This window comes from uncultured Porphyromonas sp. (assembly GCF_905372525.1).
Lineage (GTDB): Bacteria > Bacteroidota > Bacteroidia > Bacteroidales > Porphyromonadaceae > Porphyromonas.
In genome coordinates this window covers 64,213-90,663 of sequence record NZ_CAJPPN010000001.1, presented here as the reverse complement: position 1 = coordinate 90,663, position 26,451 = coordinate 64,213, and the positions used below count along the sequence as shown (strand labels likewise).

The 26,451-nt window shown below is 53.3% G+C and carries 19 protein-coding genes and 2 tRNA genes; 15 read left to right on the top strand and 6 right to left on the bottom strand.

Annotated elements, in window-relative coordinates; translation table 11 throughout:
- Window positions 1-45: 45 nt before the first annotated feature.
- The 4 genes from QZ170_RS00370 to QZ170_RS00355 form a co-directional block, all read right to left on the bottom strand.
- Window positions 46-1,275, bottom strand: a complete 1,230-nt coding sequence (locus tag QZ170_RS00370; RefSeq protein WP_297175823.1) for a cytochrome c biogenesis protein ResB — start codon at window positions 1,273-1,275, stop codon at window positions 46-48.
- Between the two features lie 103 nt (window positions 1,276-1,378).
- The gene (nrfA, locus tag QZ170_RS00365; RefSeq protein WP_297175822.1) at window positions 1,379-2,866 is read right to left on the bottom strand and encodes an ammonia-forming cytochrome c nitrite reductase; all 1,488 of its coding nucleotides are present in this window, start codon (window positions 2,864-2,866) and stop codon (window positions 1,379-1,381) included.
- Between the two features lie 57 nt (window positions 2,867-2,923).
- Window positions 2,924-3,508: a cytochrome c nitrite reductase small subunit gene (nrfH, locus tag QZ170_RS00360; protein ID WP_297175821.1), complete on the bottom strand. Its 585-nt coding sequence runs from the start codon at window positions 3,506-3,508 to the stop codon at window positions 2,924-2,926.
- Window positions 3,509-3,775: 267 nt separating this feature from the next.
- A tRNA-Ser gene (locus QZ170_RS00355) sits at window positions 3,776-3,860 on the bottom strand.
- Between the two features lie 377 nt (window positions 3,861-4,237).
- On the opposite strand from QZ170_RS00355, the gene QZ170_RS00350 reads away from it, so the two are divergent.
- A complete protein-coding gene (locus QZ170_RS00350; RefSeq protein WP_297175820.1) occupies window positions 4,238-4,477 on the top strand; it encodes a hypothetical protein in 240 nt (79 codons plus the stop codon).
- A gap of 604 nt (window positions 4,478-5,081) precedes the next feature.
- Here QZ170_RS00350 and QZ170_RS00345 read toward each other — a convergent pair.
- The gene (locus QZ170_RS00345) at window positions 5,082-5,774 is read right to left on the bottom strand and encodes a hypothetical protein (protein ID WP_297175819.1); all 693 of its coding nucleotides are present in this window, start codon (window positions 5,772-5,774) and stop codon (window positions 5,082-5,084) included.
- Window positions 5,775-6,953: 1,179 nt separating this feature from the next.
- Between QZ170_RS00345 and leuS the strand changes: the two genes are divergently transcribed.
- The 4 genes from leuS to QZ170_RS00325 all read left to right on the top strand — a co-directional run bounded on the left by leuS (window position 6,954) and on the right by QZ170_RS00325 (window position 12,327).
- Window positions 6,954-9,755, top strand: coding sequence for a leucine--tRNA ligase (gene leuS / locus QZ170_RS00340; RefSeq protein ID WP_297175818.1), 2,802 nt, complete (start codon window positions 6,954-6,956; stop codon window positions 9,753-9,755).
- A gap of 35 nt (window positions 9,756-9,790) precedes the next feature.
- Window positions 9,791-10,789 carry a YitT family protein gene (locus QZ170_RS00335; RefSeq protein WP_297175817.1) on the top strand — a complete coding sequence of 333 codons (999 nt, stop codon included), beginning with the start codon at window positions 9,791-9,793 and terminating at the stop codon, window positions 10,787-10,789.
- 162 nt (window positions 10,790-10,951) lie between these two features.
- On the top strand, window positions 10,952-11,947 hold the full coding sequence (locus QZ170_RS00330; RefSeq protein WP_297175816.1) for a type I phosphomannose isomerase catalytic subunit: 996 nt from the start codon (window positions 10,952-10,954) through the stop codon (window positions 11,945-11,947).
- A gap of 41 nt (window positions 11,948-11,988) precedes the next feature.
- The gene (locus QZ170_RS00325) at window positions 11,989-12,327 is read left to right on the top strand and encodes a MerR family transcriptional regulator (RefSeq protein ID WP_297175815.1); all 339 of its coding nucleotides are present in this window, start codon (window positions 11,989-11,991) and stop codon (window positions 12,325-12,327) included.
- A 311-nt stretch (window positions 12,328-12,638) separates the two neighbouring features.
- Here QZ170_RS00325 and QZ170_RS00320 read toward each other — a convergent pair.
- Window positions 12,639-12,712, bottom strand: a tRNA-Asp gene (locus QZ170_RS00320).
- A gap of 311 nt (window positions 12,713-13,023) precedes the next feature.
- On the opposite strand from QZ170_RS00320, the gene gyrB reads away from it, so the two are divergent.
- The 10 genes from gyrB (at window position 13,024) to QZ170_RS00270 (ending at window position 25,729) form a co-directional block, all read left to right on the top strand.
- Window positions 13,024-14,985, top strand: coding sequence for a DNA topoisomerase (ATP-hydrolyzing) subunit B (gene gyrB, locus QZ170_RS00315; protein WP_297175814.1), 1,962 nt, complete (start codon window positions 13,024-13,026; stop codon window positions 14,983-14,985).
- Between the two features lie 139 nt (window positions 14,986-15,124).
- Window positions 15,125-15,883: a lipoate--protein ligase family protein gene (locus tag QZ170_RS00310; RefSeq protein WP_297175813.1), complete on the top strand. Its 759-nt coding sequence runs from the start codon at window positions 15,125-15,127 to the stop codon at window positions 15,881-15,883.
- 8 nt (window positions 15,884-15,891) lie between these two features.
- Window positions 15,892-16,839 (top strand): TIGR01212 family radical SAM protein, encoded by a 948-nt coding sequence (locus QZ170_RS00305; protein ID WP_297175812.1) that lies wholly within the window; start codon window positions 15,892-15,894, stop codon window positions 16,837-16,839.
- Between the two features lie 10 nt (window positions 16,840-16,849).
- Window positions 16,850-17,761: a DUF3078 domain-containing protein gene (locus QZ170_RS00300; protein ID WP_297175811.1), complete on the top strand. Its 912-nt coding sequence runs from the start codon at window positions 16,850-16,852 to the stop codon at window positions 17,759-17,761.
- A gap of 224 nt (window positions 17,762-17,985) precedes the next feature.
- A complete protein-coding gene (locus tag QZ170_RS00295) occupies window positions 17,986-18,273 on the top strand; it encodes an HU family DNA-binding protein (RefSeq protein ID WP_297175861.1) in 288 nt (95 codons plus the stop codon).
- Between the two features lie 246 nt (window positions 18,274-18,519).
- Window positions 18,520-20,082, top strand: coding sequence for an Rne/Rng family ribonuclease (locus QZ170_RS00290; RefSeq protein WP_297175810.1), 1,563 nt, complete (start codon window positions 18,520-18,522; stop codon window positions 20,080-20,082).
- Between the two features lie 116 nt (window positions 20,083-20,198).
- Window positions 20,199-20,819, top strand: coding sequence for a recombination mediator RecR (gene recR, locus QZ170_RS00285; protein ID WP_297175809.1), 621 nt, complete (start codon window positions 20,199-20,201; stop codon window positions 20,817-20,819).
- Between the two features lie 16 nt (window positions 20,820-20,835).
- On the top strand, window positions 20,836-21,369 hold the full coding sequence (locus QZ170_RS00280) for a GNAT family protein (protein ID WP_297175808.1): 534 nt from the start codon (window positions 20,836-20,838) through the stop codon (window positions 21,367-21,369).
- On the top strand, window positions 21,357-23,447 hold the full coding sequence (ligA, locus tag QZ170_RS00275; protein WP_297175807.1) for an NAD-dependent DNA ligase LigA: 2,091 nt from the start codon (window positions 21,357-21,359) through the stop codon (window positions 23,445-23,447). Before QZ170_RS00280 ends, ligA begins: the two co-directional genes overlap by 13 nt.
- Before the next feature lie 44 nt (window positions 23,448-23,491).
- A complete protein-coding gene (locus tag QZ170_RS00270) occupies window positions 23,492-25,729 on the top strand; it encodes an inorganic phosphate transporter (RefSeq protein WP_297175806.1) in 2,238 nt (745 codons plus the stop codon).
- Window positions 25,730-26,451: the final 722 nt, after the last annotated feature.

The following is a 26,451-nucleotide window of genomic DNA, read 5'->3' as shown; positions in this document are numbered from 1 at the left end:
CTGTAGTGAGCAGAGGTAATCCCCTCCTAAAGCCCGCTAGAGGGCTTAACGGCGTTTCTGTGAGACGATGAAGGTGAGTATGGCTCCAGCTAGAAGCATGTAGATACCGACATAGACGGCGGGGAGCCAAGGATCCTTGACGAGCTCGAAGGTACTGGTCTCACTCCATCGTCCCATCGCCTCGTCATAGCTGAGCTGGTAGATACGCCAGCCATCTACTGATACGGGCTTATTGACCTCGACGGTAGCGACAATATTCTTCTGCGACTCCGTATAAACATGGATACGCGAGGCATAGCGCTCGGGCTCACGGCGAGCCATGACGAGGCTTAGCTGCTTGGTAAGCTTGAGTTCCTGGAAGGGGAAGAGGTAGCTACCACAAGTGACCCACCCTACGGTGGGGGGGCCTACGGCACGACCATCCTTCATACGCTGAGCCTCCACGAGGAGTGCTGTCACAGCACCTGACGACTGCCACTCGACGTACTTCGTCGTATCACTCGTGACGACGGGAGCAGCTAGGGGGAGATTCTTAAGCACTCGGATACGCCACTTCAGGATATTTCCCTCACGGAAATGCTTATCGATAAGTGCGATCTCGGGGTTCTTAGCTGGGACGGACTTACCCGTCTGGCTATTGATGATGAGGAGCTTCGGAGGATACTCATCGATCGTGAACTTCTCTAGCTGGATCGCTAGTGGTAGCTCTACAAAGCCCTGCTCATGCGTTGCCCGCCACTCTGGCATATCTGTGGTAGCAGTGAGCTTCACACGCTCCATATCTGCACTACCGAGCGTAGCCGTGACGATAACTAGGAATAGCCCGACGTGGGAGAGGAGTGAGGGGAGCTCCCGCAGACGGAAGTGTAGGATCTGCCGCAGTGTGATCAGCCCCACTATAGTGGCTAGGAGGAGATAGACGAGTACAAACGGCCAGAAGGAGAGCATCTGCGTCAGCCCAATTGGGTCTATAGCACGCTCATGAGCCGATACCTGCCGGGTAAGTCCCATCACTACCGTAAGTGCAGCTGCATAGATGAGGGTCGGTACAGCTGCCTCCGCAGTGAGGAGGAAGGAAAAGAGGCGTACCCGGCGACGTAGCCAGTAGGCTAGAACGAGGATGAGGAGGAATACAATGAGGAAGATGAGGTTGATCGGGAAGGCAAAGTCAGACCAGTGAATAGGGCCGACACTAAACTGTAGTGCTAGCCCTACTAGGATCAGCCCTGCACCGAAGACAAAGCCCTCCTTCATTTTCCAGACTTCATTGAACATAGAGGATGAGGTTGGTGGATAGAGAGAAAGCGCGGCGGTAGACGATGAGGTCTATCGCCGCGTTTGGTTGTGAGACGAGATTATCTTGAGCTTATAGGGTAGCTTACAGTTCGATGAGCTTCCCCTGCTGCTTAGCCGACTGTACCCACTTGGGGACTACGGTGTTCATGAACTTTTCCTTATCGGCCTGAAGCATCTTGCCATCAAGACCGATATAGGCCCAAGCCTTTTCCTTGCTTGAGATGTCAGGCATGGGGACATCCCCCGTGAAGCCGTGCTTAGCTAGGACCTTGGCGATAGCGATACGTGCCTCCTGAGCATAGCCGAGGCTCTGTCCGAGGATACGTGTCACCTCCTGTGGTGCGTGGAATGAGGCTCCGTGGCTAGCGACAGCGAAGTCCCAGCGCCACTGACTCTTGCGGATAGCCTGCAGTGCAGCCTTCATCTCGGGTTCGGTAGCCCCCTTGTCCCAGGCATACTTAGCCTCGATATGAGCCTTAGCGAGCTCCTTCTCTACGCGGTTACGTACGTCGTTGGCCATGCGCTGACGATCGTAGACATTCTGGCGCAGGGTCTCCGCATCCTCGCGATGGCAGGTCTGACAGGTCTTATCGATACGAGCTAGCGGGCTCACAATCTGGTGATCGGAGTACTTCACGCCACCTTCACTCACATAGGGCATATGACAGTCAGCACAGGAGACACCACGCTGACCATGGATACCCATACGCCAGAGCTCATAGTCGGGGTGCTGCGCCTTGAGGATGGGAGCACGTGAGAGCTTGTGGGTGTAGTCTGAGTAGTTCATCTCATCATAGTATGCCTCCATGTCTTCTACCGTCCATCCCTTGTCGTGGGGGAAGGTGAGGTACTTACCATCGCCCTTGAAGTAGTACTCCGTGTGACACTGAGCACAGACGAGGGAGCGCATGTGCTGGTGCGACTGCTCGGAGACGTTTTCCCCACGACGAGCCCAAGCCTCATAGAGAGCAGGGCGAGCGGGCTTGAGCTTCATCGAACGAGCATCGTGACAGTCAGAGCAGCCGATCGTATTGACGATCTCTGGCCCCCACTGACTCCAGGGAGCTTTGTAGAACTCTGCGATCCCCTTCTCCTTCATCAGGCGGGGTACGTCAGGGCTCTTACAGGTCCAGCAGGTACCAGGCTGGATATCTTCCTTGCCGTCTACACCAGGGGAACCTGTACGTAGGATCTCACGCATATCGTCGATCGCATGCTTATGGCCTCGTGGGGTATTGTACTCCATAGAAAAGGAGTAACCAGCCCACAGCACCACCATCTCGGGACGGGCTGCTAGGACGTCGGAGCGCTGCGAGCTATTGAACTCACCCTTGTAGGTCGTATCCGTAGTATTAGCCCACGTCTGGTACTCGCGGGGGAAGTCCTCGGCGAAGAGCTCGTTCTGAGACACGATAGAGTCCTTGAACATGTGCTTGCGGTTGTTGTAGATGCTTACCACCTCGGCACGGCGCTCGAGGAGGGAAGAGACGATGAGTCCGAGGACGAAGACCACGACCATCGAGCCTCCGAACAGAAGCCATCCTTGCCAACGTTTTAGTTTTTGTGCCATAATCTTGGGGTCTTTGTTATTATGCTGTTGTTATTTACTCTGTGTTTTGGGGTGGGCTTATTTCATCATTTTCTGAAGCCAGTCAGGTACGGGGGAGTCAGGTAGTGGTACTTCGGCGTTTGGAGTCGAGGAGATCGAGTTCATCTTACCATGGGCTACGTCGCGGTGGCAGTCCCAGCAAGCCTTACCCTCATCGCACTTGACATCCATGTAGGAGATGCGCCCTGTATTGACGATCTCAGTATTGAGGGTAGCATGGCACCGCACGCAGTTCTCCATGATGACCTCTGCACTCTCGTCGATCGCTTGGATAGCCTGTCGTTCCTGTCGCGTAACGAACTTGTAGACGTGGTTCATCCCGTCTTTACCCTTGAAAAAGTACTTTCTGAAGACGTTGTCGTGAGGTACGTGACAGTCGTTACACGTGGTGTTGCGGGCGTGAGCACCATGCATCCACGTAGCATAGTAAGGGGTCATGATGTGGCAGTTGACGCAGGCCGAAGGATCATCCCCTAGATAGGTATGAAACCTGAGCAGGTAGAGGAAGAGCCCGACTAAGCCTACTGTGATACCGCCCATGAGCAGTAGGGCTACCTTCAGACGAAAACCTAAGCGTGGCAACCGTTGTAGAAATCTGTTCATGATCGTGATGTCTATTTGTTTGATGCTACAAATATATATGGTTTATACCAACTTATCGTTATTCGGAGACAAAAAAGGTAGACACATTTAGGTATATGATCGTACCAACTAAGACGATTTCGTCTAATAATCAGCACTCTATATCTCTTAGGGAAAAGGGCTCAATGGATAAGATTATTGGGTTCCACCTTGGTATTTGGGACAGTCTATCCCCCAAAATAGGCAGAGCCCCCAACCAAGTATCTACTTGATTGGGGTCTCTATCGGCGGAGAGAGAGGGATTCGAACCCCCGGAACCTCTCAGTTCAACGGTTTTCAAGACCGCCGCGATCGACCACTCTGCCATCTCTCCAAGCTTTAGGATTTGAGCTACCCAGGGCTCAGCTCTCCTCCCTCAGCGGATGCAAAGGTACTACTTAATATTTATACACACAAGTCTCCTCTACAAAGAATACCTACTTGTATACTCCCCCCACAAGGGTAGTAGTAAAGACAAATGGGACAGCCCACACACCGGATGACCCTATCTACTCCATCTGATCAGGGTGCGGTAGATGCTTAAAACTCAGCGTACTCGGAGTATATATATCTATCCAAGATTCTTAGTGTGTCGGCTTCGCGGATGTACCAAACCGTGATAAGAGTATCATCTTTAACTCTCCAAGTAAACTCTAGTATCCATGTATTATGCGCCAAGCGTTGCTTCATCGGAAATTGTTGCTCCACGGGATGCCGAAATTCATCATGCTTCTCTTGCAAGATAAAGCTATCCCGACAAAGAGGCTCATAGAGGCTATCCAGCTCCATGGGTGTATAGCTGGTCGGGAGCTGCTGAGGCGGTATTTGTTGCGATTGCTCCCTACTAGGACCTGTGCAGGCGAGGAGACTAGGGATAAGGCAAGAAACCTGAAGAATCTTCGTGAACATGCTCATAAACTACACTTCTATTACTTCACTGAATCAGAATAGCGACCAAGGGGAAGGAAAGATCAATGGCTAGAACTCATCATGCTCTGAGAATCTAAAGTGTCTTAGTTTTCTCAAGGTATCGGCTTCTCTCACATACCAAACCGTGATGAGGCTATCGGCTTTCACGCGCCACGTAAACTCGAGAATCCAAGTCTTGTGTGCCATCCGTTGCTCCATAGGGAACAGCCTCTCAGTTGGATTCCTGAACTCATCGTGTAGCTCTTGCAGGATGAAGCTATCTCTACAAAGTGGCTGATAAAGACTATCTAGTTCCGTCGGGGTATAACTAATAGGAAACACCTCAGGCAGCGTTACTTGCTGCACCTGCTGACTATTGTGACTTGTGCAAGCGAGGAAGCCCATAACCAGACAGCAAATCTGAAGAACCCTTGTCTGCATTCTCATAAGCTATAGTTTCATCGGATCAAACTTCTCGGGAGCAAAATAGAGGTTAAGAGGGAATTGTGGGCCTATCGTTAGATTTAGTCTCCAACAAACAGTAGTGCCTCATTAGAAAATGGAGAAAAGCTTGCTTGTAGCTGCTCTAGTATCACATACTCTTGGTTAAAACAATACTTAGAGGATAGTAGACTACGTCGTCTCCTTATTTCATTGAATAGGAAAGTACCTGACTCGGATCTAGGCGAAGGAACGGTATCGACACATAGCCCTCGGGGTTCAGCCCAGGCTGAGTCTCCTCAAGGATCTTACCGTTCATATCCAAGCGACGATACCACACTTCCTTGCCCTCCTCGTCGTACGCCTCCGTTGGCATGCCGAGTTGGTCACAGACGATGCTGTATGCCTTGCCCTCTTGGATGAGAGCCAGCGGTACGAAGCTCTCCTCTTCGAAGAGCCAAGTCTTCAGATCCTCGCTGTAGGACTTCAGACCATCATCCTCATAGCGCTCACCCGTTCGCCATTCGTGAAGTGGGACATTACCATTCCACAGGTAGTGGAAGCTAGCATCCCCGAGCTTCGTCAGGCGACGACCGAGGGCATTGTAGGTGAAGCGCGTCCAGTGTCCACGACGATGAGGAGCAAAGACGCCCTTGAGTGTACCGTTCTGATTCCAGCTATACTCCCAGCGATCCTTCTTCGTTCCGAAGATGCCAGCCTTACCTCGGAACTTCTCTATGAGTTGTCCATCTTTGTCATACTTAAATGTCCATTCTCCCGACTTCTCGATACGACCTCCTTCGAGGTACTTGCGTAGCTTCTTGTCGGGATCGTTATACAGATTGCCCACCTTGTCGGAGAGACGATACTCCTTCCTGCCATCAGCATAGGTAGCCATCGTCAGCTCGCCCGAGGGGCTGTAGCTATACTGAGTAAGTCCGTAGCGGTCATCCTCGATTGAGAGGAGCCGATCGGCACTGCCCCAGCTGTAGTGGCGGGAGCGTCACTGCTCCGCCGAGCGTCGGGTCTTGCTATCGACCAAACGACCGATGTTGTCATAGGCAAAGCTCTGACTCACGCCTCCTGGCAAGAGACGCTCCAGCTCAAAGCCCAGACTTTCATACTGATGCTCGCTCGTAAAGCTCGCATTCGTTTCCGCTTCACCGGCTCTGAAGCAAACTAGCTCGCCATAAGCATTACGCTCATAGCTGAGCTGAGCCCCGAGACTGCTCCGTAAAGATACGATAAGTCCGTGTTTGTCATAGCTTCACTGAAAGAGTCTGCATTTTGCCGACCTTGATAGTCGTACCGCCCTCCACTAGAGTAAGAGATGAGTAAGAGAATAGATACCACTTATTCTATGATATATATTTGCTTACCTCTACTACTATAAATTACCCTGACTATCTACACCGAAGCTATTACCCACTTTACTTTAAGCACAGAAGCGGCCTTTACTACCATTGAGGATAACGGCAAGGCCACGCTCTGGGATAGAGCCTTTGACATTGTTGCTAGAACTATAGCCACCGGTATTGCCTCATTGAAGAGCGGCCCCATGCATAGAGGAGCGGTTAGGAGCGTCGTATCGGAGATCCATGGGATCCCACTCGGAGTATCATATATCACAGATTAAGAGAGCTATAAGGGGGATATACCAAGCGCTCGGGAATACACTCGGTGAGAACACCCTCATCACCTTACATAGGTGACGAGAACGCTCATTATAGGAGCGCATGAGCGCTCTCGGTAAGAACGCATCTGTCACCTTACATAGGTGATGAGGACGTCCTTTATAGGAGCACAAGAGTACCCTCGGAATGCACACTTTCGCCCCCTCGGTAGGGCCCGACCTAGGAGACACAAGACACCCTCGGGATGAGGCCCTTCAGTGCAGCTGGGGCTACACCTACCTATTTGACCTACCATGCTCCCTTCGGAGCTATCACTGGACTCCTCCGCATCGAGCCTAAACCTTTTCTATGTCAGCCCCCAAGGTAGGGTCACGAAGCAGGGCACTTTTTCCCGCAAATAATGTACCTTTGCAACACTGAAAACAAAGATCATAAGCTGATAGATGGAATATAACTTTAGGGCTATCGAAGCTCGTTGGCAAGCCTACTGGCGAGAGCAGAATGTGTATCAAGTCTCGGAGGACCAGAGTCGTCCTCCCTACTACGTCTTGGATATGTTCCCCTACCCCTCTGGGGCTGGGCTACATGTAGGACACCCCTTGGGCTACATTGCCTCCGATATCTTTGCTCGCTACAAGCGCCTTCAGGGCTTCAATGTCCTCCATCCTATGGGCTATGATGCCTTTGGGCTGCCTGCGGAGCAGTATGCTATCCAGACAGGACAACACCCGGAGATCACGACCGAGGAGAATATTCGACGCTACCGAGAGCAGCTCGATCGTATCGGCTTCAGCTTTGACTGGTCACGTGAGGTACGTACCTCAGACCCCGAGTACTACCGCTGGACACAGTGGGTATTCATTCGCCTCTTCCACTCCTATTATAATTATGGAGTAGGTCAGGCTCGCCCCATCACCGAGCTCATCGAGCACCTAGAGAACCGAGGGACAGAGGGTCTGGAGGTCGCCGAGGGCGAAGCCCTGAGCTTCACGGCTCAGGAGTGGCTGAGCTGGGATAGAGTACGCCAGGCACAGGTGCTCATGAACTATCGCCTTGCCTACCTCGGCGAGACAATGGTCAATTGGTGTGAGGCTCTAGGCACCGTCCTAGCCAATGACGAGGTCAGCGATGGGGTCAGTATCCGTGGTGGGCATCCTGTGGAGCAGCGCAAGATGCGCCAGTGGTGTCTACGTGTCTCAGCCTATGCAGGACGGCTACTGGAGGGACTCGATAGGATCGCTTGGAGCGAGTCACTCAAGGAAGCCCAGCGCAACTGGATCGGACGTAGTGAGGGAGCGGAGGTACGCTTCCCCATCCTCCGGGATCGGACGAGCAAGGGGGACTATCGTGGAGAGCTCACAGTCTTCACCACACGTATCGACACGATCTACGGGGTCACCTCCATGGTTCTTGCCCCCGAGAGCGACTATGTCGCCGAGGTCACCACAGCCGAGCAGGCTACAGCTGTAGAGGAATACCTACAGGCTACCCGACGACGTACGGAGCGTGATCGTATGGCCGATCGCCGCGTCTCAGGGGTATTCTCAGGCTCATATGCCGAGAACCCGATCACGGGAGAGGCGATTCCCATCTGGATCAGTGACTATGTCCTAGCGGGCTATGGTACCGGGGCGATCATGGCTGTCCCGGCACACGATAGCCGAGACTTTGCCTTTGCACGACACTTCGATCTACCCATCATACAGGTAGTCCTCCCCGAGGGAGAGGAACTATCCGATCCCTCTAGCTGGACTGAGTCCAAGGACAGCAAGAGCGGCACACTCGTACACTCTGGGCTACTCAATGGTCTATCTGTACAAGAGGCCATAGCTAAGATGAAGGCTCATATCTCCGAGCATCAGCTGGGACGAGTACGTACGAACTATCGTCTGCGCGACGCCATATTCAGTCGCCAGCGCTACTGGGGAGAGCCCTTCCCCATCTATTACGACTCCGAGGGTATCGCACACACCCTCCGAGATGAGGAGCTCCCACTATGCCTGCCAGAGGTAGACAAGTATCTCCCCACATCAGACGGACAGCCCCCACTAGGACGTGCCCAAGGCTGGCACACGGCTCAAGGATACCCCTACGAGCTCAGTACGATGCCAGGCTTCGCAGGTAGCTCAGCCTACTATCTGCGCTATATGGATCCGCACAATGACCAGGCTCTAGTCAGCAAGGAGAAGGATGCCTACTGGCGTCATGTAGACCTCTATGTAGGTGGGGCGGAGCATGCCACGGGGCATCTAATCTATAGTCGTTTCTGGAACAAGTTCCTCTTTGACCTCGGTCTCATCGTAGAGGATGAGCCCTTCCAGAAGCTCATCAACCAAGGTATGATCCAGGGGCGATCCAACTTTGTCTACCGAATTAAGGACACCAACACGTTCGTCTCTCTGGGGCTAAAGGATGCATACGATACGACTCCCATCCATGTGGATGTGAATATCGTATCCAATGACTACCTCGACCTAGATGCCTTCAGAGCCTGGCGACCAGAGTATGCCACGGCGGACTTTATCCTAGAGGATGGGAAGTACCTCTGTGGCTGGGCTGTAGAGAAGATGAGCAAGTCCATGTACAACGTAGTGAACCCCGACATGATCGTCGAGCGATATGGTGCTGACACACTTCGCCTCTACGAGATGTTCCTAGGCCCTATCGAGCAGAGCAAGCCCTGGGACACCAACGGTATCGATGGGGTACACCGCTTCCTCAGGAAGCTCTGGGGACTCTACTATGCTCCAGAGGGACTACGCGTCACCGACAGCCCCGCAAGCAAGGAAGAGCTCAAGAGCCTGCATAAGCTCATCAAGAAGGTCACACAGGATATCGAGCAGTTCTCCTTCAACACCTCTGTGGCAGCCTTCATGATCTGTATCAATGAACTACAGAGCCTCAAGACAACCACCCGAGAGGTACTCCAGCCTCTACTGATCCTCCTGGCTCCCTTTGCCCCCCACATCAGTGAGGAGCTCTGGCATGCCCTCGGGGAGCAGACGACCATCATCGGGGCGACGTGGCCCGAGTATGATGAGTCCTACCTCATCGAGGATCAGGTGAAGTACCCCGTGAGCTTCAATGGTAAGACTCGCTTCACCATCGAGATCCCCTCGGGAGCTACGAAGGAGCAGGCTGAGGCTCTAGTCCTACAGAGCCAGGAGGCTCAGCGCTGGCTAGAGGGTAAGACACCCAAGAAGGTCATCGTCGTCCCAGGGCGCATCATCAATATCGTCCTATAAGGAACCAAAGCAGTATATAACAATCAATACTTTTCATGGCACAGACATTCAACCCAGTTAGCTTCATAGCTGGGAAGTTCCGTGACCTAGGGAACGAGCTCTCGCGGCAGGTCGTCTCACGCTACTTCTGGCGTGACCTGCTCAGTGTCTTCCTCGGGGTCATGCTCTACACGATCGGCTTCAGCTTCCTCATCTACCCCCAGCGCGTGACCACAGGGGGGCTCATGGGGATCTGTAACATCATCACGATCATCACCGGGATCAAGGTCGATATCCCCTACAACGTGATTAACATCACGCTCCTCTTCATCGCCTTCATCTTCCTCGATAAGAACTTCTTCATCAAGACCCTTATCGGCATCGGGCTTCTGGCGATCATCATCCCTATCGCTACTCGTACGGCTATCCCTGATCCAAGGGTAGAGGAATACTGGCACCTCCTAATCCTCAAGGATCAGCCTCTGCTAGCGCTCATCCTCGGCTCTATGATGTGCGGGCTGGGGCTGGGGCTCATCTTCTCCGTCAATGGGAGCTCAGGGGGGACAGACGTCATCGTAGCCCTCATCAGCAAGTATCGGAATATGTCCTTCGGGCGTATCTTCGTGGCCATGGACGGCACCATAGTGCTCTTCTCCTACATCGCCAACGTCTATCTTGCGGATATCAAGATCGATGCCCTAGCAGCCTTTGATAAGCTCGTCATGTCCTTCATCGAAGTCGTGCTCCTAGCGATGACGATGGACTGGTATACCAACAATAACAAGCAGTCCATACAGTTCATGATCTTCAGCACCAAATACAAGGAGATCAACGATGCGATCATATCTCGCCTACGTCGTGGGTGTACCGTGCTGGAGGCCACAGGGGGCTACACAGGTCAGTCTCAGAAGGTCCTCCTCGTAGTCGTACGCAAGCAGTACTCTGTGGCTATCTCACGGATCATTGAGGAGATTGACCCTAAGGCCTTCGTCTCCCAAGGGGCCGTGAAGGGCGTCTATGGAGAGGGCTTCGAAAGCATCAAAAAGCTGAAGTAAGCGACTAGAGATTATCACAAGTGTTAAAAGCTCGCCCTATAGGTCTCGGCCTGTAGGGCGAGCTCTCTTTATATATGCAGGATAAATATCCCGAGTCTAGTGTAGCTTAGCTTAGTTATATGTATCTTTGTACAGATTTTAATCATTGCAGACATATACAGCATGACGGGAAAAGACCTATATCCCCTGACCTTCATGCCTTTACTCAAGGAGGTTCTCTGGGGAGGGCAAGCCATACGTCCCTTCAAGGGGCTCGAGGCTGATGATAGAAAGATTGGTGAGAGTTGGGAAATATCCCACGTGGACGACAACTACTCGATTGTGGCAACAGGCAGCCTAGAGGGCAAGAGCCTAGATGAGCTCATTGACCTCTACGGAGAGCGGCTTGTGGGTAGGAGTGTGCTTGAGCGGTTCGGTCACCGCTTCCCCCTGCTGATCAAGTTCATTGATGCCCATGACTACCTCTCGATCCAGGTACACCCAGACGATGAGTTAGGCATGAGGCGCCACAACTCCTTCGGTAAGACAGAGATGTGGTACGTGATCCATGCGGCACCAGGAGCCAAGCTCTATAGTGGCTTTGCCCTCCAGTCCTCCCCCGAGGACTATGTACGTCGTGTGGCTGAGGGGACGATCGTAGAGGCACTAGCTGAGTACGAGGTACAGCCAGGGGATGTCTTCTTCCTCCCTGCTGGCCGTGTACATGCGATTGGGGCGGGCTGCTTCATCGCGGAGATCCAGCAGACCTCCAACATCACCTACCGCATCTATGACTACGATCGTACGGACGCCTCTGGGAACAAGCGAGAGCTCCATACAGAGCTCGCCAAGGATGCAATCGACTATCGTCTACAGGATGACTATCGTACGGCCTATACTCCGCATGTAGACGCAGCTGTAGAGCTCGTCTCATGTCGCTACTTCGAGACCAACCTCCTAGAGCTAGATCAGCCCATGACACGAGACTGGGCGACATTAGATAGCTTCGTGATCTACATCTGTATGGAGGGTAAGGTGATCCTACACGATGCCTCTGGCTATGAAGTCTCACTCCATCAGGGACAGAGCGCCCTAGTCCCAGCGGAGAATAAGCTCGTCAGGCTCACCCCGCAGGGCAGGTGCAAGCTCCTAGAGACTTACATCCCCACAGCAAAGTAATCCTGGGCATAGCAGCCCATTAGACACAGAACAAAAGAATCATGGCTAAGCGACTCTATTACCGCATCAAGGAGGTGGCAGATCGAGTCGGAGAGGAAGCCTCGACCATCCGCTACTGGGAGGCCGTGTTTCCTCACATCGCCCCGAACACTACCCCTAATGGTACTCGTCAGTATACCGAGAAGGATATACAGAGGATCATGGCGGTACAGCACCTTCTTCGAGAGAAGAAGATGACCATTGACGGAGCCCGTGCTGAGCTAAAGAGCCACCGAGACAAGGTAGAGCTGAGAAGCAATACGCTGACCCGTCTAAGGTCTATTCACTCACAGCTCCTTGACTTGAGACGTTCACTTGACGAACCGATAGGCATGCAGTGAACGGGGAACAAGGACTACTTCCCCCCTCATAGGGTACAGACAGGAATATCCCAAGGCCTCTCCTAAACAATTTAGGAGAGGCCTTGGGCTTTAGTACCTGCAGAGGATATGTTCCTCAAGGAAGTGATCCAGTGAGGAGTATGCTGAGCTCTTTATAGAGGCGAGTCCCTTACATCCTATTCTATTGGATCACTATTGGGTAGTCTTAGTTGATTAAGCCCCTCTAGGAGCAAGGGAGATCTCGCCACTGGAAATGGTATCATCTGGGTAAAGGAAGAGGGATGTAGATCACATGACCTACAGCCCTCTAGCGGTATGGACGGGACTCGAACCCGCGACCCCCTGCGTGACAGGCAGGTATTCTAACCAGCTGAACTACCACACCGTTCCGCTTTTGCACTGCAAAGATAGTATAAGTAATCGTAACTACCAAACGGATGTATACATGCGCATTGCTCTACACCCATTCCACCTCGGCTGATTAGCCCTTAGGATATAAGTTCTCTAGTTAGCTCAATGCATACAGCCCTCTTATTCAAGAGCCAATATGCCTACTCTTACTTCTATGAGCTAGACAAGAGGAGGGAGGAGAGAGGGAAGCTCACATGCTCTCAGACGGGAGCGGGCCTGGAGGATCACTAAGTGCTTATTTTTCGTATCTTTGTGTAGATATTACAATAGTATTCAACGAAATCAATGAGCGAAGAGCTGTTTGACCAAGCAAGTGAGAAGGAGTACTCCGCCAGTAGCATTCAAGTCCTAGAGGGACTAGAAGCAGTGCGCAAGCGCCCCGCCATGTACATCGGGGACATCGGAGAGAAGGGACTTCATCACTTGGTATATGAGGTGGTAGATAACTCCATCGACGAAGCCCTCGCAGGCTACTGCGATAATATCAAAGTCATCATCCACGAAGATAACTCGATCGAGGTCCAAGACAATGGTCGAGGTATCCCTGTGGATCTTCATGAGAAGGAGGGGAAGAGTGCCCTAGAGGTCGTGCTCACCGTCCTACATGCTGGAGGTAAGTTTGACAAGGGCTCATACAAGGTCTCTGGGGGGCTACATGGTGTAGGGGTATCCTGCGTGAATGCCCTATCCACCTACCTCAAGGCCATCGTCTATCGTGAGGGGAAGATCTATACAGAGGAGTTCAGCCGGGGTATCCCCACGACTGACCTACAGATCATCGGGACGACGGACCGCACTGGGACGACGATCATCTTCAAGCCCGATGATAGCATATTCTCCGTCACCGAGTATCAGACCAAGATCCTCTCCAACCGGCTTCGTGAGCTTGCCTTCCTCAACGCAGGCATCACGCTTTCGCTCATCGACGAGCGTGAGAGGGATGCTGAGGGGAAGCCTCTGACTGAGGTCTACTACTCCCAGGAGGGGCTCAAGGAATTCGCTCGGTACATCGACCGATCCAAGGAGCACCTCATCCAGGACGTGATCCATATCGTCACAGAGAAGCAGGGCATCCCCGTAGAGGTAGCGATGACCTACAATACCTCGTACAACGAGAACATCTACAGCTACGTCAATAACATCAACACCATAGAGGGTGGGACGCACCTAGCAGGCTTTCGCCGTGGGCTGACGCGTACCCTCAAGAAGTATGCTACCGACTCCAAGCTCCTAGACAAGGTCAAGGTGGAGATCACCGGGGATGACTTCCGCGAAGGGCTTACTGCCGTGATTAGCATCAAGGTGGCTGAGCCACAGTTCGAGGGTCAGACCAAGACCAAGCTCGGGAACAACGAGGTCATGGGTGCGGTAGACATCGCCGTGAGTGAAGCCCTCGAGATCTATCTGGAGGAGCACCCCAAGGAGGCTAAGACGATCGTCGATAAGGTCATCCTAGCGGCAACGGCTCGCCAGGCAGCACGCAAGGCTCGTGAGATGGTACAGCGCAAGTCCCCCCTCTCAGGCGGAGGACTACCAGGCAAACTCGCCGACTGCTCCTCCAAGGATCCTGCCCTCTCTGAACTCTTCCTCGTCGAGGGTGACTCAGCGGGTGGTACAGCTAAGCAGGGACGAGACCGAGAGTTTCAGGCTATCCTTCCCCTACGAGGCAAGATCCTGAACGTAGAGAAGGCGATGCAGCACAAGGTGCTCGAGAGCGAAGAAATCCGTAATATCTATACTGCTCTAGGGGTAACGATCGGTACAGAGGAGGATGCCAAGGAGCTCAACCTCGCCAAGCTTCGCTACCACAAGGTCATCATCATGACCGATGCTGATGTCGATGGTAGCCACATCGCTACGCTCATCCTCACCTTCTTCTTCCGCAACATGCGTTCACTCATCGAGAACGGCTACGTATATATAGCTACTCCCCCACTCTACCTCTGTACTAGGGGCAAGGAGAAGGAGTACTGCTGGACCGAACAGCAGCGTCAGGCATTCATCGACCGAGTCGGTGGTGGAGACGAAAAGCGTGTGCACGTGCAGCGTTATAAGGGTCTCGGTGAGATGAATGACGAGCAGCTCTGGGAGACGACAATGAACCCAGAGAACCGTACACTACGCAAGATCACGATAGAGAATGCAGCCGAGGCCGATGCTATCTTCTCCATGCTAATGGGAGACGAGGTAGGGCCACGCCGAGAGTTCATCGAGGCTAATGCGACCTATGCCCGCATTGATGCCTAGTCATCTCCTCTAATGAAGAGGCTCACCCTCCCCATAAGCCTGCGGAGGATGAGCCTCTTCGCTTTATGCTCGTCCTCTAGAGAATGACACTCTGGGGAGAGAACGTAACTATTTCCCCTCGTTTTCGGTTAGGTAATAGATGACAAGCGCTTACTATTACATCAGTACATCCCGAGATCCCTATTATAACATAGCACTAGAGGACTACCTCTATCGGCAGCTACGTTCCTTGGATACGATCTACCTCCTCTGGATCAACACGCCCTCTGTCTTCATGGGGCGGTATCAGCATCCCGAGGCGGAGCTGGATGTCGAATACCTCCGCACAGAGGGTATCGCACTCCTACGCCGCACCTCAGGGGGGGGGACTGTATACCATGATGAGGGCAATCTGAACTTCTCTGTGATCAAGAATGGGGAAGCCTCTGTGGGGTTTGACCTTGCGGCTTGCCCTCAGCCTATCCAATCTGCACTTGCCAAGCAAGGGGTAGAGGTCGTGCGCTCCCCCCGTGGAGATCTCAGACTAAATGACCTCAAGGTCGGGGGAGCCGCAGAGGCGATGACCCGAGGGCGTCTACTGTATCATATCTGTCTGCTCTTCGACACCGACCTAGATGTACTCGAGCGAATTCTGACAGTCTCACCCGATACGACAGTCCGCTCGAGGGTCCCGTCCGTACGCTCCAGAGTAACCAATCTGCGTCCTGTCCTACCAGCAGGCTGTACGATCACCGACCTACAGCACCTCATCTTGGACGAACTGAGAGGGACAGAATCTGAGCTCACACCACTCACACTTGACAGAGATGCAGAGGAGTATATCCAGCACAGACGTATGGAGCACTTCGAGCACCTAGACTGGATCTATTCGCCGATTGGGCTCGCTAAGGGGAGCTAGATAAGTGTATGAGCAGAGCTGATAGTCCCCCTTACATCGACTTCTCCACCTTTCTCTGTCGCTATTTCCCCGGGCAGAAGGTGCAAAAGATTACCCTCACAGCGGGCTTCTCTTGTCCTACCCGAGATGGATCTCGGGGAAAGGGCGGGTGTACCTACTGCAATAATAAGAGCTTCAGCCCCAACTATGCGACGAAGCTCCGACCGATCACGGAGCAGATCGATGAGGGCATATCCTTCTTTAGGAGGAAGTATCCCGAGATGAAGTACCTCGCTTACTTCCAGTCATACACTAACACCTATGGAGAGGTCGCAGACTGTATCGCCAAGTATGAGGAAGCCCTATCACATCCAGACGTTGTGGGGCTAATCATCGGGACACGCCCAGACTGTATGCCAGAGCCTCTACTCCACTATCTCGGGGAGCTCTCCAGACGTACCTTCCTACTGATTGAGTATGGGGTGGAGAGTACCTGGGACAAGACGCTTGAGCGGATCCAGCGTGGACACACTTGGCAGGATAGCGTCGCCACTATCTGGCGCACCCACCAAGCAGGGATCATGGTCGGAGCCCATATCATACTAGGTCTACCAGGTGAGAGCCGACAGGAGATGCTCCTACATGCAGATCGCCTCTCCGAGCTCCCCATCACTACGCTCAAGATCCACCAGCTACAGATCATCCGTGGGACGCTCATGGCAGGCGAATATCTCCAGACCCCCGAGGACTTCCACCTATTCACCGAGGAGGAGTACATCGAGCTCTGTGTGGACTTCGTCCATCGCCTCCGGCCGGACATCGTCCTAGAGCGCTTCGTCTCTCAGTCTCCCCCTGAGCTACTCCTCGCCCCTCGCTGGGGATGGAAGAACTATGAGTTCACGGCCAAGATCCGCAAGGCTCTCTCCACGCCACCATCAAGCAATCAACCATCAACTCAAGTCATAGAAACTAAGTAACAAGACAGTAATGAAGAAGATCTTTATCTCGCTAGCCCTCCTAGCCACAGTGGCTACAGGTGCCCAAGCTCAAGACAACACGACCGAGGCCTCCGCTCCCGAGAGCAACTGGAAGGTCAATGGTATCACAGGTATCAACACAGCCCAGACAGCCCTAGTGAACTGGTCTGCTGGGGGAGAGAACTCCGTGGCATGGAACCTCTACCTCAACGTCAATGCCAACTATAAGAAGGATAAGTGGAGCTGGGACAACGCCCTAGTGACAGACTTCGGAATGACGTATACGACCAGTAATGAGTGGCTCAAGAATGTCGATAAGCTCAACCTCAGTACCAAGGTCGGTCACCTTATCAGCTCTCACTGGAGCATCTCTGCCCTCGGTGACCTCCTCACGCAGTTCGCCCGTGGCTATGATGCTTCCACCAACCCCAATGTAGCTGGCAACCGAGACAAGTACATCTCTACCCTCTTCGCTCCCGGCTACTTCACGGCCGCCCTCGGTGCCGACTATAAGCCCAATGACAACCTCTCCGTCCTATTCTCCCCTGTGACGGGCAAGATGACATTTGTCCTAGACAAGAAGCTCTCCGATGCAGGAGCCTTTGGTGTGAAGCCCGGTAAGAGGCTCCTGGCCGAGCTCGGTGCCTCTATCGTGGCAAACTACAAGAAGAAGCTCGCCGAGAATATCGACTTCTCAACGAAGCTAACCCTCTTCACGGCCTACAACTCCGACTTTGGCAACATCGACGTAAACTGGGATATGATGATTGCCTTCAAGATCAACAAGTTCCTCACGACGACCCTCACGACCAACCTTATCTACGACGACAACGTCAAGAGCGTAGATAAGGCAGGCAACCTCAGAGGGCCTAAGGTTCAGTTCCGTGAAGTCCTTGGCCTCGGCCTCTCCTACAGCTTCTAGTCTAGTAGATCCTCTATAGATGGGAGCTCCTACCTGCTCTGGGTGGGGGCTCCCTTTTTTCTGAGCCTGGGTCATCGCTGAGGCTTTCCACCTCAGTACAGCGCATGGCAGATCCTCTCTCATGGGAGGTTGGCTCAGTCTCAGATTAGGAAACCCTATGGGCGGATTGAAAGATTTGCACTATATTTGCAAAGCAAAAGAATGATATTCATCCAATTAAAATAATTTCATCATCATCTATGACGAAAGCAGAAGTGGTGAGCGACATCGCCAAGAACACAGGGGTAGACAAAGAGACTACCTTGGCTGTGGTAGAAGCATTCATGGAGTCGGTCAAAGAGTCTCTGGTTCGTGGAGAGAACGTTTACCTTCGTGGCTTCGGTAGCTTCATCATAAAGGAGCGCGCAGAGAAGACGGCTCGTAATATCTCCAAGAAGACTACGATCATCATCCCCAAGCGTCGCATCCCTGCCTTCAAGCCTTCTAAGCTCTTCGCTTCGAAGGTGAAGTAGAGGAGTAATCGCAGATAACTATCATATAACAAACAAAAGAAAGCTATGCCAAGCGGAAAGAAAAGAAAGCGCCATAAGATGGCTACGCACAAGCGTAAGAAGAGACTCAAGAAGAATAGACATAAGAAGAAGAAATAGTGTCTTACATGAGGGGTCTAGGGCAAGTGATAAGCTAGCTCTTACCCCTTGTGTGCTTTAGGTAAGCAGCATCTACCCCCTACTATTGATACATCATTTATACGCTAAGTGACCAGTGAACTAATCGTCGATGTCTCCCCGAAGGAGATATCTATGGCTCTACTAGAGGACCAAAAGCTAGTGGAGCTACAGCGTGAGCGCAGGGACTTAGCCTTCGCCGTCGGGGACATATACCTCGGACGTGTGAAGAAGGTCATGCCTGGGCTGAACGCAGCGTTCGTCGATGTAGGCTATAAGAAAGATGCTTTTCTCCACTATCTTGATCTAGGGATGATCTATCAGGCTCAGCAACGCTTCCTCGAGCAGATTGAGAAGACAAAAGCCGTGCCTGCCCTACACAAGATCCCGAACTTCCCAGACCTCCCCAAGGATGGCAAGATTGCCGACTACATCAAGGCGGGACAGAACGTCCTCGTACAAGTCGTCAAGGAGCCTATATCCACCAAAGGGCCTCGGCTATCAGCAGAGATCTCTATCGCAGGGCGTAACCTCGTCCTAGTACCCTTCTCCGACAAGGTCTCGGTCAGCACCAAGATCGAGTCTCACGAGGAGCGTACCCGTCTCAAGCAGCTGGTGCTGAGTATGAAGCCAAAGAACTTCAGCGTCATCATCCGTACCTCTGCTGAGGGCAAGCGGGCCTCAGAGCTGGACCAAGAGCTCCGTCGCCTACTCCGTCGCTGGGAGGAGTGTGTACAGAAGCTCCCCAAGATAACCAAGGCTCCCAAGATTGTCTATGAGGAGTCCAGCCGTGCCTTGGGGATACTCCGAGATACGTTCAACCCTTCCTTCCAAAGCATTCAGGTCAACGACAAAGCCTATTTCGAGGAGATACGTGAGTATGTCGCTCAGATAGCACCAGGGAGGGAAGACATCGTACACCTCTATACAGGGAACTTACCCATCTTCGACGAGAAGGGGGTGACGAAGCAGATCAAGTCCTCCTTTGGACGTACCGTCACCTGCAAGAGCGGTGCCTATCTCATCATCGAGCAGACCGAAGCCATGTACGTCGTAGACGTCAATAGTGGTAATAGGTCGCGGAAGAATAACGAGCAGGAGGGTACGGCTATCGATGTGAACCTTATCGCAGCCGAAGAGCTGGCTCGCCAGCTCCGACTCAGAGATATGGGTGGCATCATCGCCGTAGACTTCATCGACATGCATGACCAGAAGAATCGTCAGCTCCTCTATGAGCACATGGTCAAGCTGATGGAGCCCGATCGCACGAGGCACAATATACTCCCCCTAAGCAAGTTCGGCGTGATGCAGATCACCCGACAGCGAGTACGCCCCGCTACGCAGATCAATACAGACGAGACCTGTCCAACCTGTATGGGCACTGGGAAGATGAAGGGTTCTGTACTCTTCACCGACCAACTGGAAGAAAAGCTCAAGGATCTAGTCCATCGACTAGGCCTCTCCTACGTGAATGTACATGTACATCCCTACGTAGCCGCCTACCTCACTAAGGGGTTCCTCGTATCCATCGCACGTAGATGGAAGCTACAGATAGCACGAGGGATCCGTGTAACTCCCAACCAAAGTCTCGGATTCCTCGACTACAAGTTCCTCGACAAGGAGGGCAACGAGATCGAGACCTTGGATGAATAGACTTGACTAGGAAGCCCATAGAGAGACAGCCCCTGAGTAGTGACGATCAGCGATCGTACCTGGGTCTTTACTCTCTATGGGCTTCTTAGCTTTACGACTAAGAGCCATACATAGAGATGATCTCTTATCCATCCAAGCTCGTAGAGCGAGCTGTCGAGCAGCTAGCTACACTCCCCGGCATTGGGCGCAAGAGTGCCCTACGCCTAGCACTACATCTGCTCTCTCGCCCCGAGGGTGATACGCACACGTTTGCCCAAGCCCTAGTGGAGATGCGAGATGGGATCATCTACTGTCGTCAGTGTCACAACATCAGCGATACCGAGCTCTGCAGCATCTGTGCTAATCCAAGTCGTGACGCCTCTACGGTCTGTGTCGTACAGCATGTAGGGGATGTCTTGGCAATCGAGAATACAGGACAGTATCGTGGCCTCTATCATGTCCTCGGTGGAGTCATATCTCCCATAGATGGGATAGGGCCAGAGGAGCTACTCATCGACGAGCTCGTCGAGCGTGTCCACTCTGGCATCGTGAAGGAGGTCATCCTAGCCCTAGGCACCACGATGGAGGGTGATACTACGAACTTCTTCATCTATCGCCGCCTCAAGCCTCTCGGAGTGAAGATCTCGGTGATCGCTCGAGGGATCGCTATCGGGGATGAGATCGAGTATACGGACGAGGTGACCTTAGGTAGATCCATCCTTACCCGTACGGACTTCGACCAATCCCTTCGCTTCTGACCATCTCTCACCCGCTATGGCACATCTACTAGAGCACGAAGATCTCCGCCTGAGAGCCCTCTCTCTGGAGGATTTGCCTCAGCTAGAGACCTGGGAGAATGATACCGAAGGATGGCTCTCAAGCAATACCATCAATCCCCTCTCCAAAGACTTCCTACAGGGCTATATCACCACCTCCTCGCAGCATATCCTAGAGACGGGGACGATGGGACTCATGATGGAGCTCTGGGATGGCTCTATCCCTACCCCCCTAGGACATCTGGTACTCTACGGCTATACTCCCCTACACTGCCGTGTGGGGCTCGGGATATACATCGCTCCTGAGCATAGGCGCATGGGCTATGCCTCTCGGGGAATTAGACTAGTGTGCCGCTATGCCTTCGAGCGGCTACGTTGCCAGCAGATCTACGCTGAGTCACTAGCCTACAACACACCTTCGCTGGGCTTGCTTCTCTCCCTCGGCTTCAGACATACAGCCACCCTAGCCCGCTGGCAGTGGGCCAGAGGGGACTATCAGGATCTCTACTACTATCAGAAATGGAACGAATAGACCAACGCATCAAAGCGCTCCGAGAGGAGATCAATCGGCACAATCATGCCTATTATGTCCTATCCGCCCCTACCATCTCGGACTATGACTTTGACCACCTGCTCAAGGAGCTAGAGGCTCTAGAAGCCCAACACCCCGAGCTCATCACCCCCGACTCCCCGACCCAGCGTGTCGGGGCAGACCGCACCGAGGGCTTTGTACAGGTAGCACATCGCTATCCCATGCTCTCCCTAGGCAATACCTATAGCTATGCCGAGGTCGATAGCTTCTACGAGCGAGTAAAGAAGGACTTGGGGGGGAAGGACTTCGTCATAGCTGCCGAGCTGAAGTATGACGGTCTATCCATATCCCTCATCTATGAGGAGGGGATCCTCGTACGTGCTGTCACCCGAGGGGACGGTCAGATGGGCGACGACGTGACAGCCAATGTCCGTACCATTCGCTCTATTCCTCTACACCTGCAGGGAGAGGGCTATCCTCGTGAGCTGGAGGTACGTGGTGAGATACTCCTCCCCTTCGCAGAGTTTGATCGGATCAATATGGAGCGTAGTGCGGCTGGGCTCCCTCTCTTCGCGAACCCACGTAATGCTGCCAGTGGCACACTCAAGCAGCTGGATCCTGCTATCGTAGCATCCCGTAGGTTAGATGCCTTCTTCTACTATGTCCCCGCACAAACAGAGATGCCAGATAGCCACTACGAGCGACTAATGCAGTGCCGGGCTTGGGGGCTCAAGGTCTCCCATGCGATCGAGCTCTGTCACACACTCTCGGAGGTCCATCACTTCCTCGATTACTGGGACGAGGCACGTCACTCTGCTCCCGTGGCGACAGATGGCGTAGTACTCAAGGTAGACTCTATCGCAGAGCAAGAGGAGCTAGGCTATACCTCCAAGACGCCTCGCTGGGCCATCGCCTACAAGTTCCAAGCTGAGCAGGCAAAGACCACTCTACGCTCTGTAGACTTTCAGGTCGGACGGACAGGAGCTGTGACCCCAGTGGCCAACCTAGATGCAGTCCCCCTCTCGGGGACCACGGTACGCCGAGCTTCCCTGCACAATGCCGACTTTATCGCTTCGCTAGATCTACACCTCGGAGATCAGGTATTCGTCGAGAAGGGCGGGGAGATCATCCCCAAGATCGTAGGCGTTGCCAAGGAAGAGCGCCCCGCAGGCGCAGAGCCGATCATATTCCCCTCGCTGTGTCCTGCCTGTAGCTCACCTCTACACCGCAATGAGGGTGAGGCTGCCTACTATTGTCCTAACCAAGCCTCCTGTCCTCCCCAGCAGATGGCACGACTGGAGCACTTCTGCGGACGAAAGGCCGCTGATATCCGTCTGGGCGAGGAGACCATATCTCTACTCTTCGAGCAAGACCTAGTACACAACATAGCGGATCTGTATCGTCTCAGTCTACAGGATCTACTCAGCCTACCGGGCTTCAAGGAGCGTAGTGCTACGAAGCTCCTAGAGAGCATCACTGCCTCCAAGGATCGTCCCTTCAGTGCGCTACTCTTCGGGCTCGGTATTCGCTTCGTGGGCGAGACCGTTGCCAAAACCTTAGTACAGCACTACCCGAGTATAGAGGAGCTCGCCAAGGCCTCCCTCGAGGAGCTGACTGCCATACCCGATATTGGTAAGGTCATCGCTCAGAGCCTCGTGGATTACTTCGCACTAGAGGCCAACCGACACTTCATCCTTGAGCTAGAGGAGCTCGGACTCCCACTCCGACGTACAGCTCAGGAGGAGCCTAGCCCGGTCACCTCACACGAATTCGTCTCGGGGCGTACCTTTGTCATCAGTGGTGTCTTCACCGAGCATTCTCGAGAGGAGTATAAGGCTATGATCGAGTCCTATGGGGGGAAGGTCTCCTCCTCGATCTCCAGCAAGACAGACTTCGTCCTAGCTGGTGCCAACATGGGGCCTGCCAAGCTCGAGAAGGCGAACTCCCTAGGCATCACCTTACTCTCTGAGGAAGACTTCCTCTCCCACCTACAGGGCACTCAAGCTATGCCCACCGAGGCTCCTACTCCACCTCTGGTACAGGAGGCTAGTGATGAGCCTCGTTCCCTCTTCGATTAGTCATGCGTCTCACCAACTAACCCTAGAACATATTTGTCCCAGTAATGGAAATCATCTTTATCTGCATCCTAGTATTCTTACTGATCCTCGCCTGCTTTGACCTCGTGGCGGGGGTAAGTAACGATGCTGTGAACTTCCTAAACTCTGCTATCGGAGCAAAGGCTGCCCCCTTCAAGGTCGTCCTTGCCGTCGCAGCTGTCGGTATCTTCATCGGTGCATCCCTGAGCAATGGGATGATGGACATAGCTCGCTATGGCATCTATGACCCCTCGTACTTCACCTTCCAGGAGGTGATGACGATCTGCCTCACAGCTGTCGTCACGGACATTATCCTACTGAACATATTCAATACCCTCGGGTTACCGACCTCCACGACCGTCTCCATGGTCTTCGAGCTCCTTGGCGCAGCCTTTTGTATGGCGATGATCAAGAGTGTCGGTGATCCCTCGATCCAGGTCCTTGACCTGCTGAATACCTCCAAGGCGCTGCAGGTCATCATCGCCATCTTCCTCTCCGTAGCTATTGCCTTCTTCTTTGGATCACTCGTGCAGTGGATTGCTCGCGTGCTCTTCACCTTCAACTACAAGAAGAACCTACCCTACCTAGCTGGCATCTATGGGGGACTAGCTCTCACGGCCATCGTCTACTTCATGCTCATCAAGGGGCTAGGGGACTCGACTTTTGCCTACAAGGAGTGGATCAATGAGCACACCCAGGAGCTCGTCATCGGTTGCCTCATCATCTCGACGATCGTGATGCAGCTCCTCTATTGGTGCAAGGTGAATATCCTCAAGATCATCGTCCTAGCAGGTACCCTCTCTCTATCGCTTGCCTTTGCGGGCAACGACTTGGTGAACTTCATCGGGGTGCCTTTGACGGGACTTGCTTCCTACCAGGACTTCACAGCCCATGGGAATGGCGCCTACGACAGCTACCTGATGACTGCCAACAAGGGGCCAGCTGAGACTCCCTATTATTTCCTCCTCGCCTCCGGAGTCATCATGGTCGTCGCACTCTTCTTCTCCAAGAGTGCCCAGAACGTCATCAAGACCTCCGTGAACCTCTCCCGCCAAGATGATGGTGAGGAGACCTTCGGCTCCTCTCGTATCGCCCGAGGCCTCGTACGCACGAGCAGCACGATAGCGAACTTCCTAGAGCGTGCCGTGCCTAAGCAAGCTCGCACCTGGATCGATAGTCGCTTCAACAAGCAGGAGATCACCCTCGAGCAGGGGGCTGCCTTTGACCTCGTGAGAGCCTCGGTGAACCTCGTCCTCTCGGGGCTACTCATCGCCGTCGGTACCTCCATGAAGCTACCTCTCTCGACGACCTATGTCACCTTCATGGTCGCTATGGGGTCCTCTCTAGCGGATCGTGCCTGGGGACGTGAGAGCGCCGTGGGGCGTCTCACTGGGGTGATGTCCGTGATCGGGGGCTGGTTCATCACTGCTGGTGCAGCCTTCATCATCGCGATCATCATCGCTGCGACGATGAACTTCGGGGGCTTCGTCGCTATGGTTGCTCTCATCGGCCTAGCTCTCTTCCTCCTCTTCAATAGTCATCTGATCAAGCGCAAGAAGGATGATGGTGACGATGAACTCTTCGTCGCTATCCTCAATGCAGAGAAGCCCGAGGCGATGTGGAGCCTACTCTCTGAGCACGTACGTCTCAATCAGATTACCCTCCTCGACCAAGTCAGCACAGACTACATGGATCTGACCACAGGGCTCTTCAGTGAAGACCTACGTAAGCTCCGTCGCACCCAGCACCACCTAGATAGCCACAAGCGTCGCTTCAAGACCATGCGTCGCAAGGAGACGATCGGGCTGAGGCGTATGTCCAATGACGAGGATGTACTAGAGAAGAACATGTGGTTCCATCTCGGAGCAAACGCTTGCCTCCAGATGATCTATGCCCTAGAGCGAGCTAGTGAGGTCGGGGCCGAGCACGTGGACAACAACTTCAATCCGATCCCCGAGCAGTGCCGCTCCGAGTTCCTCCCCATACGTGATCGTGTCATCGACTATATCGCCCAGGTGCACCGCCTCATCGCCAGCGAACGAATGGAGGAAGCAAAGAAGGCCAAGTCTATGGGTAAGGAACTCCGTAGTATCGTCAAGGACATGCGCAAGACGCAGATGAAGCGTACCCACAAGAGCAGTAAGGAGGATCTACGTGCCTCCCTCGTCTACCTCAACCTCCTCATTGAGACGGATGAGCTCCTTGTGAACCTTCGCCACCTCGTAGGCTACAGCCAGCACCTACTGGACGAGGAGTCCGAGTAGCCTATCCGCTCATCCTCCCCACTCTGCGAGAGTAGCCAGACGACAGCGCCCCCGTAGACCAATGAGGTCTACGGGGGCGCTGTCGTTATATGCTCACCCCTCTCTGGGGACAGTCACACTCTCCTTCTACTCTCAGCTAGTAGTCTCAACCCTTAGACTGAGACATATCCGCCACACTAGATCTATTCACCACACTCAGCCTATCAGCCTCGCCTATAAGCTCATTGTGGGAGGTCATCTACACTCCTATAAAGAGCATCGTCATCACCTATGTAAGGTGATGAATACGTTCTTACCGAGAGCGCATCAGCGCTCCTATAAAGAGCGTCACCGTCACCTTACATAGGTGATGAGAGTGTTCCTACCGAGAGCGCATCAGACTACTCGGCATGACTGCTAGTACATTTGATACAGAGGCTGTTACGCGAGGGGCTACTCATAGCTTACCCACCATACCTCTTCAGGGGGGAGATCATAGTCTGAATAGCACTACTATATGATCCTCACCCTCGAGGCGCTCGGCTACAACGTCTCAGGGGGCAAGTTCGTCAGCGCAAGGAGATCGACATCATCACACAAGCAAACATCCACCTCAATGCCAAGAAGCCCGACGACTTCGAGTTGCACCAAGTGCTCCTTTCATACCTCCAGGGGCGTGAAGGGTGGGTGCGTAGACACCTCTCCAATCGGGCTAGGGACTGCCTAGTTGCCTCTACGTAGAA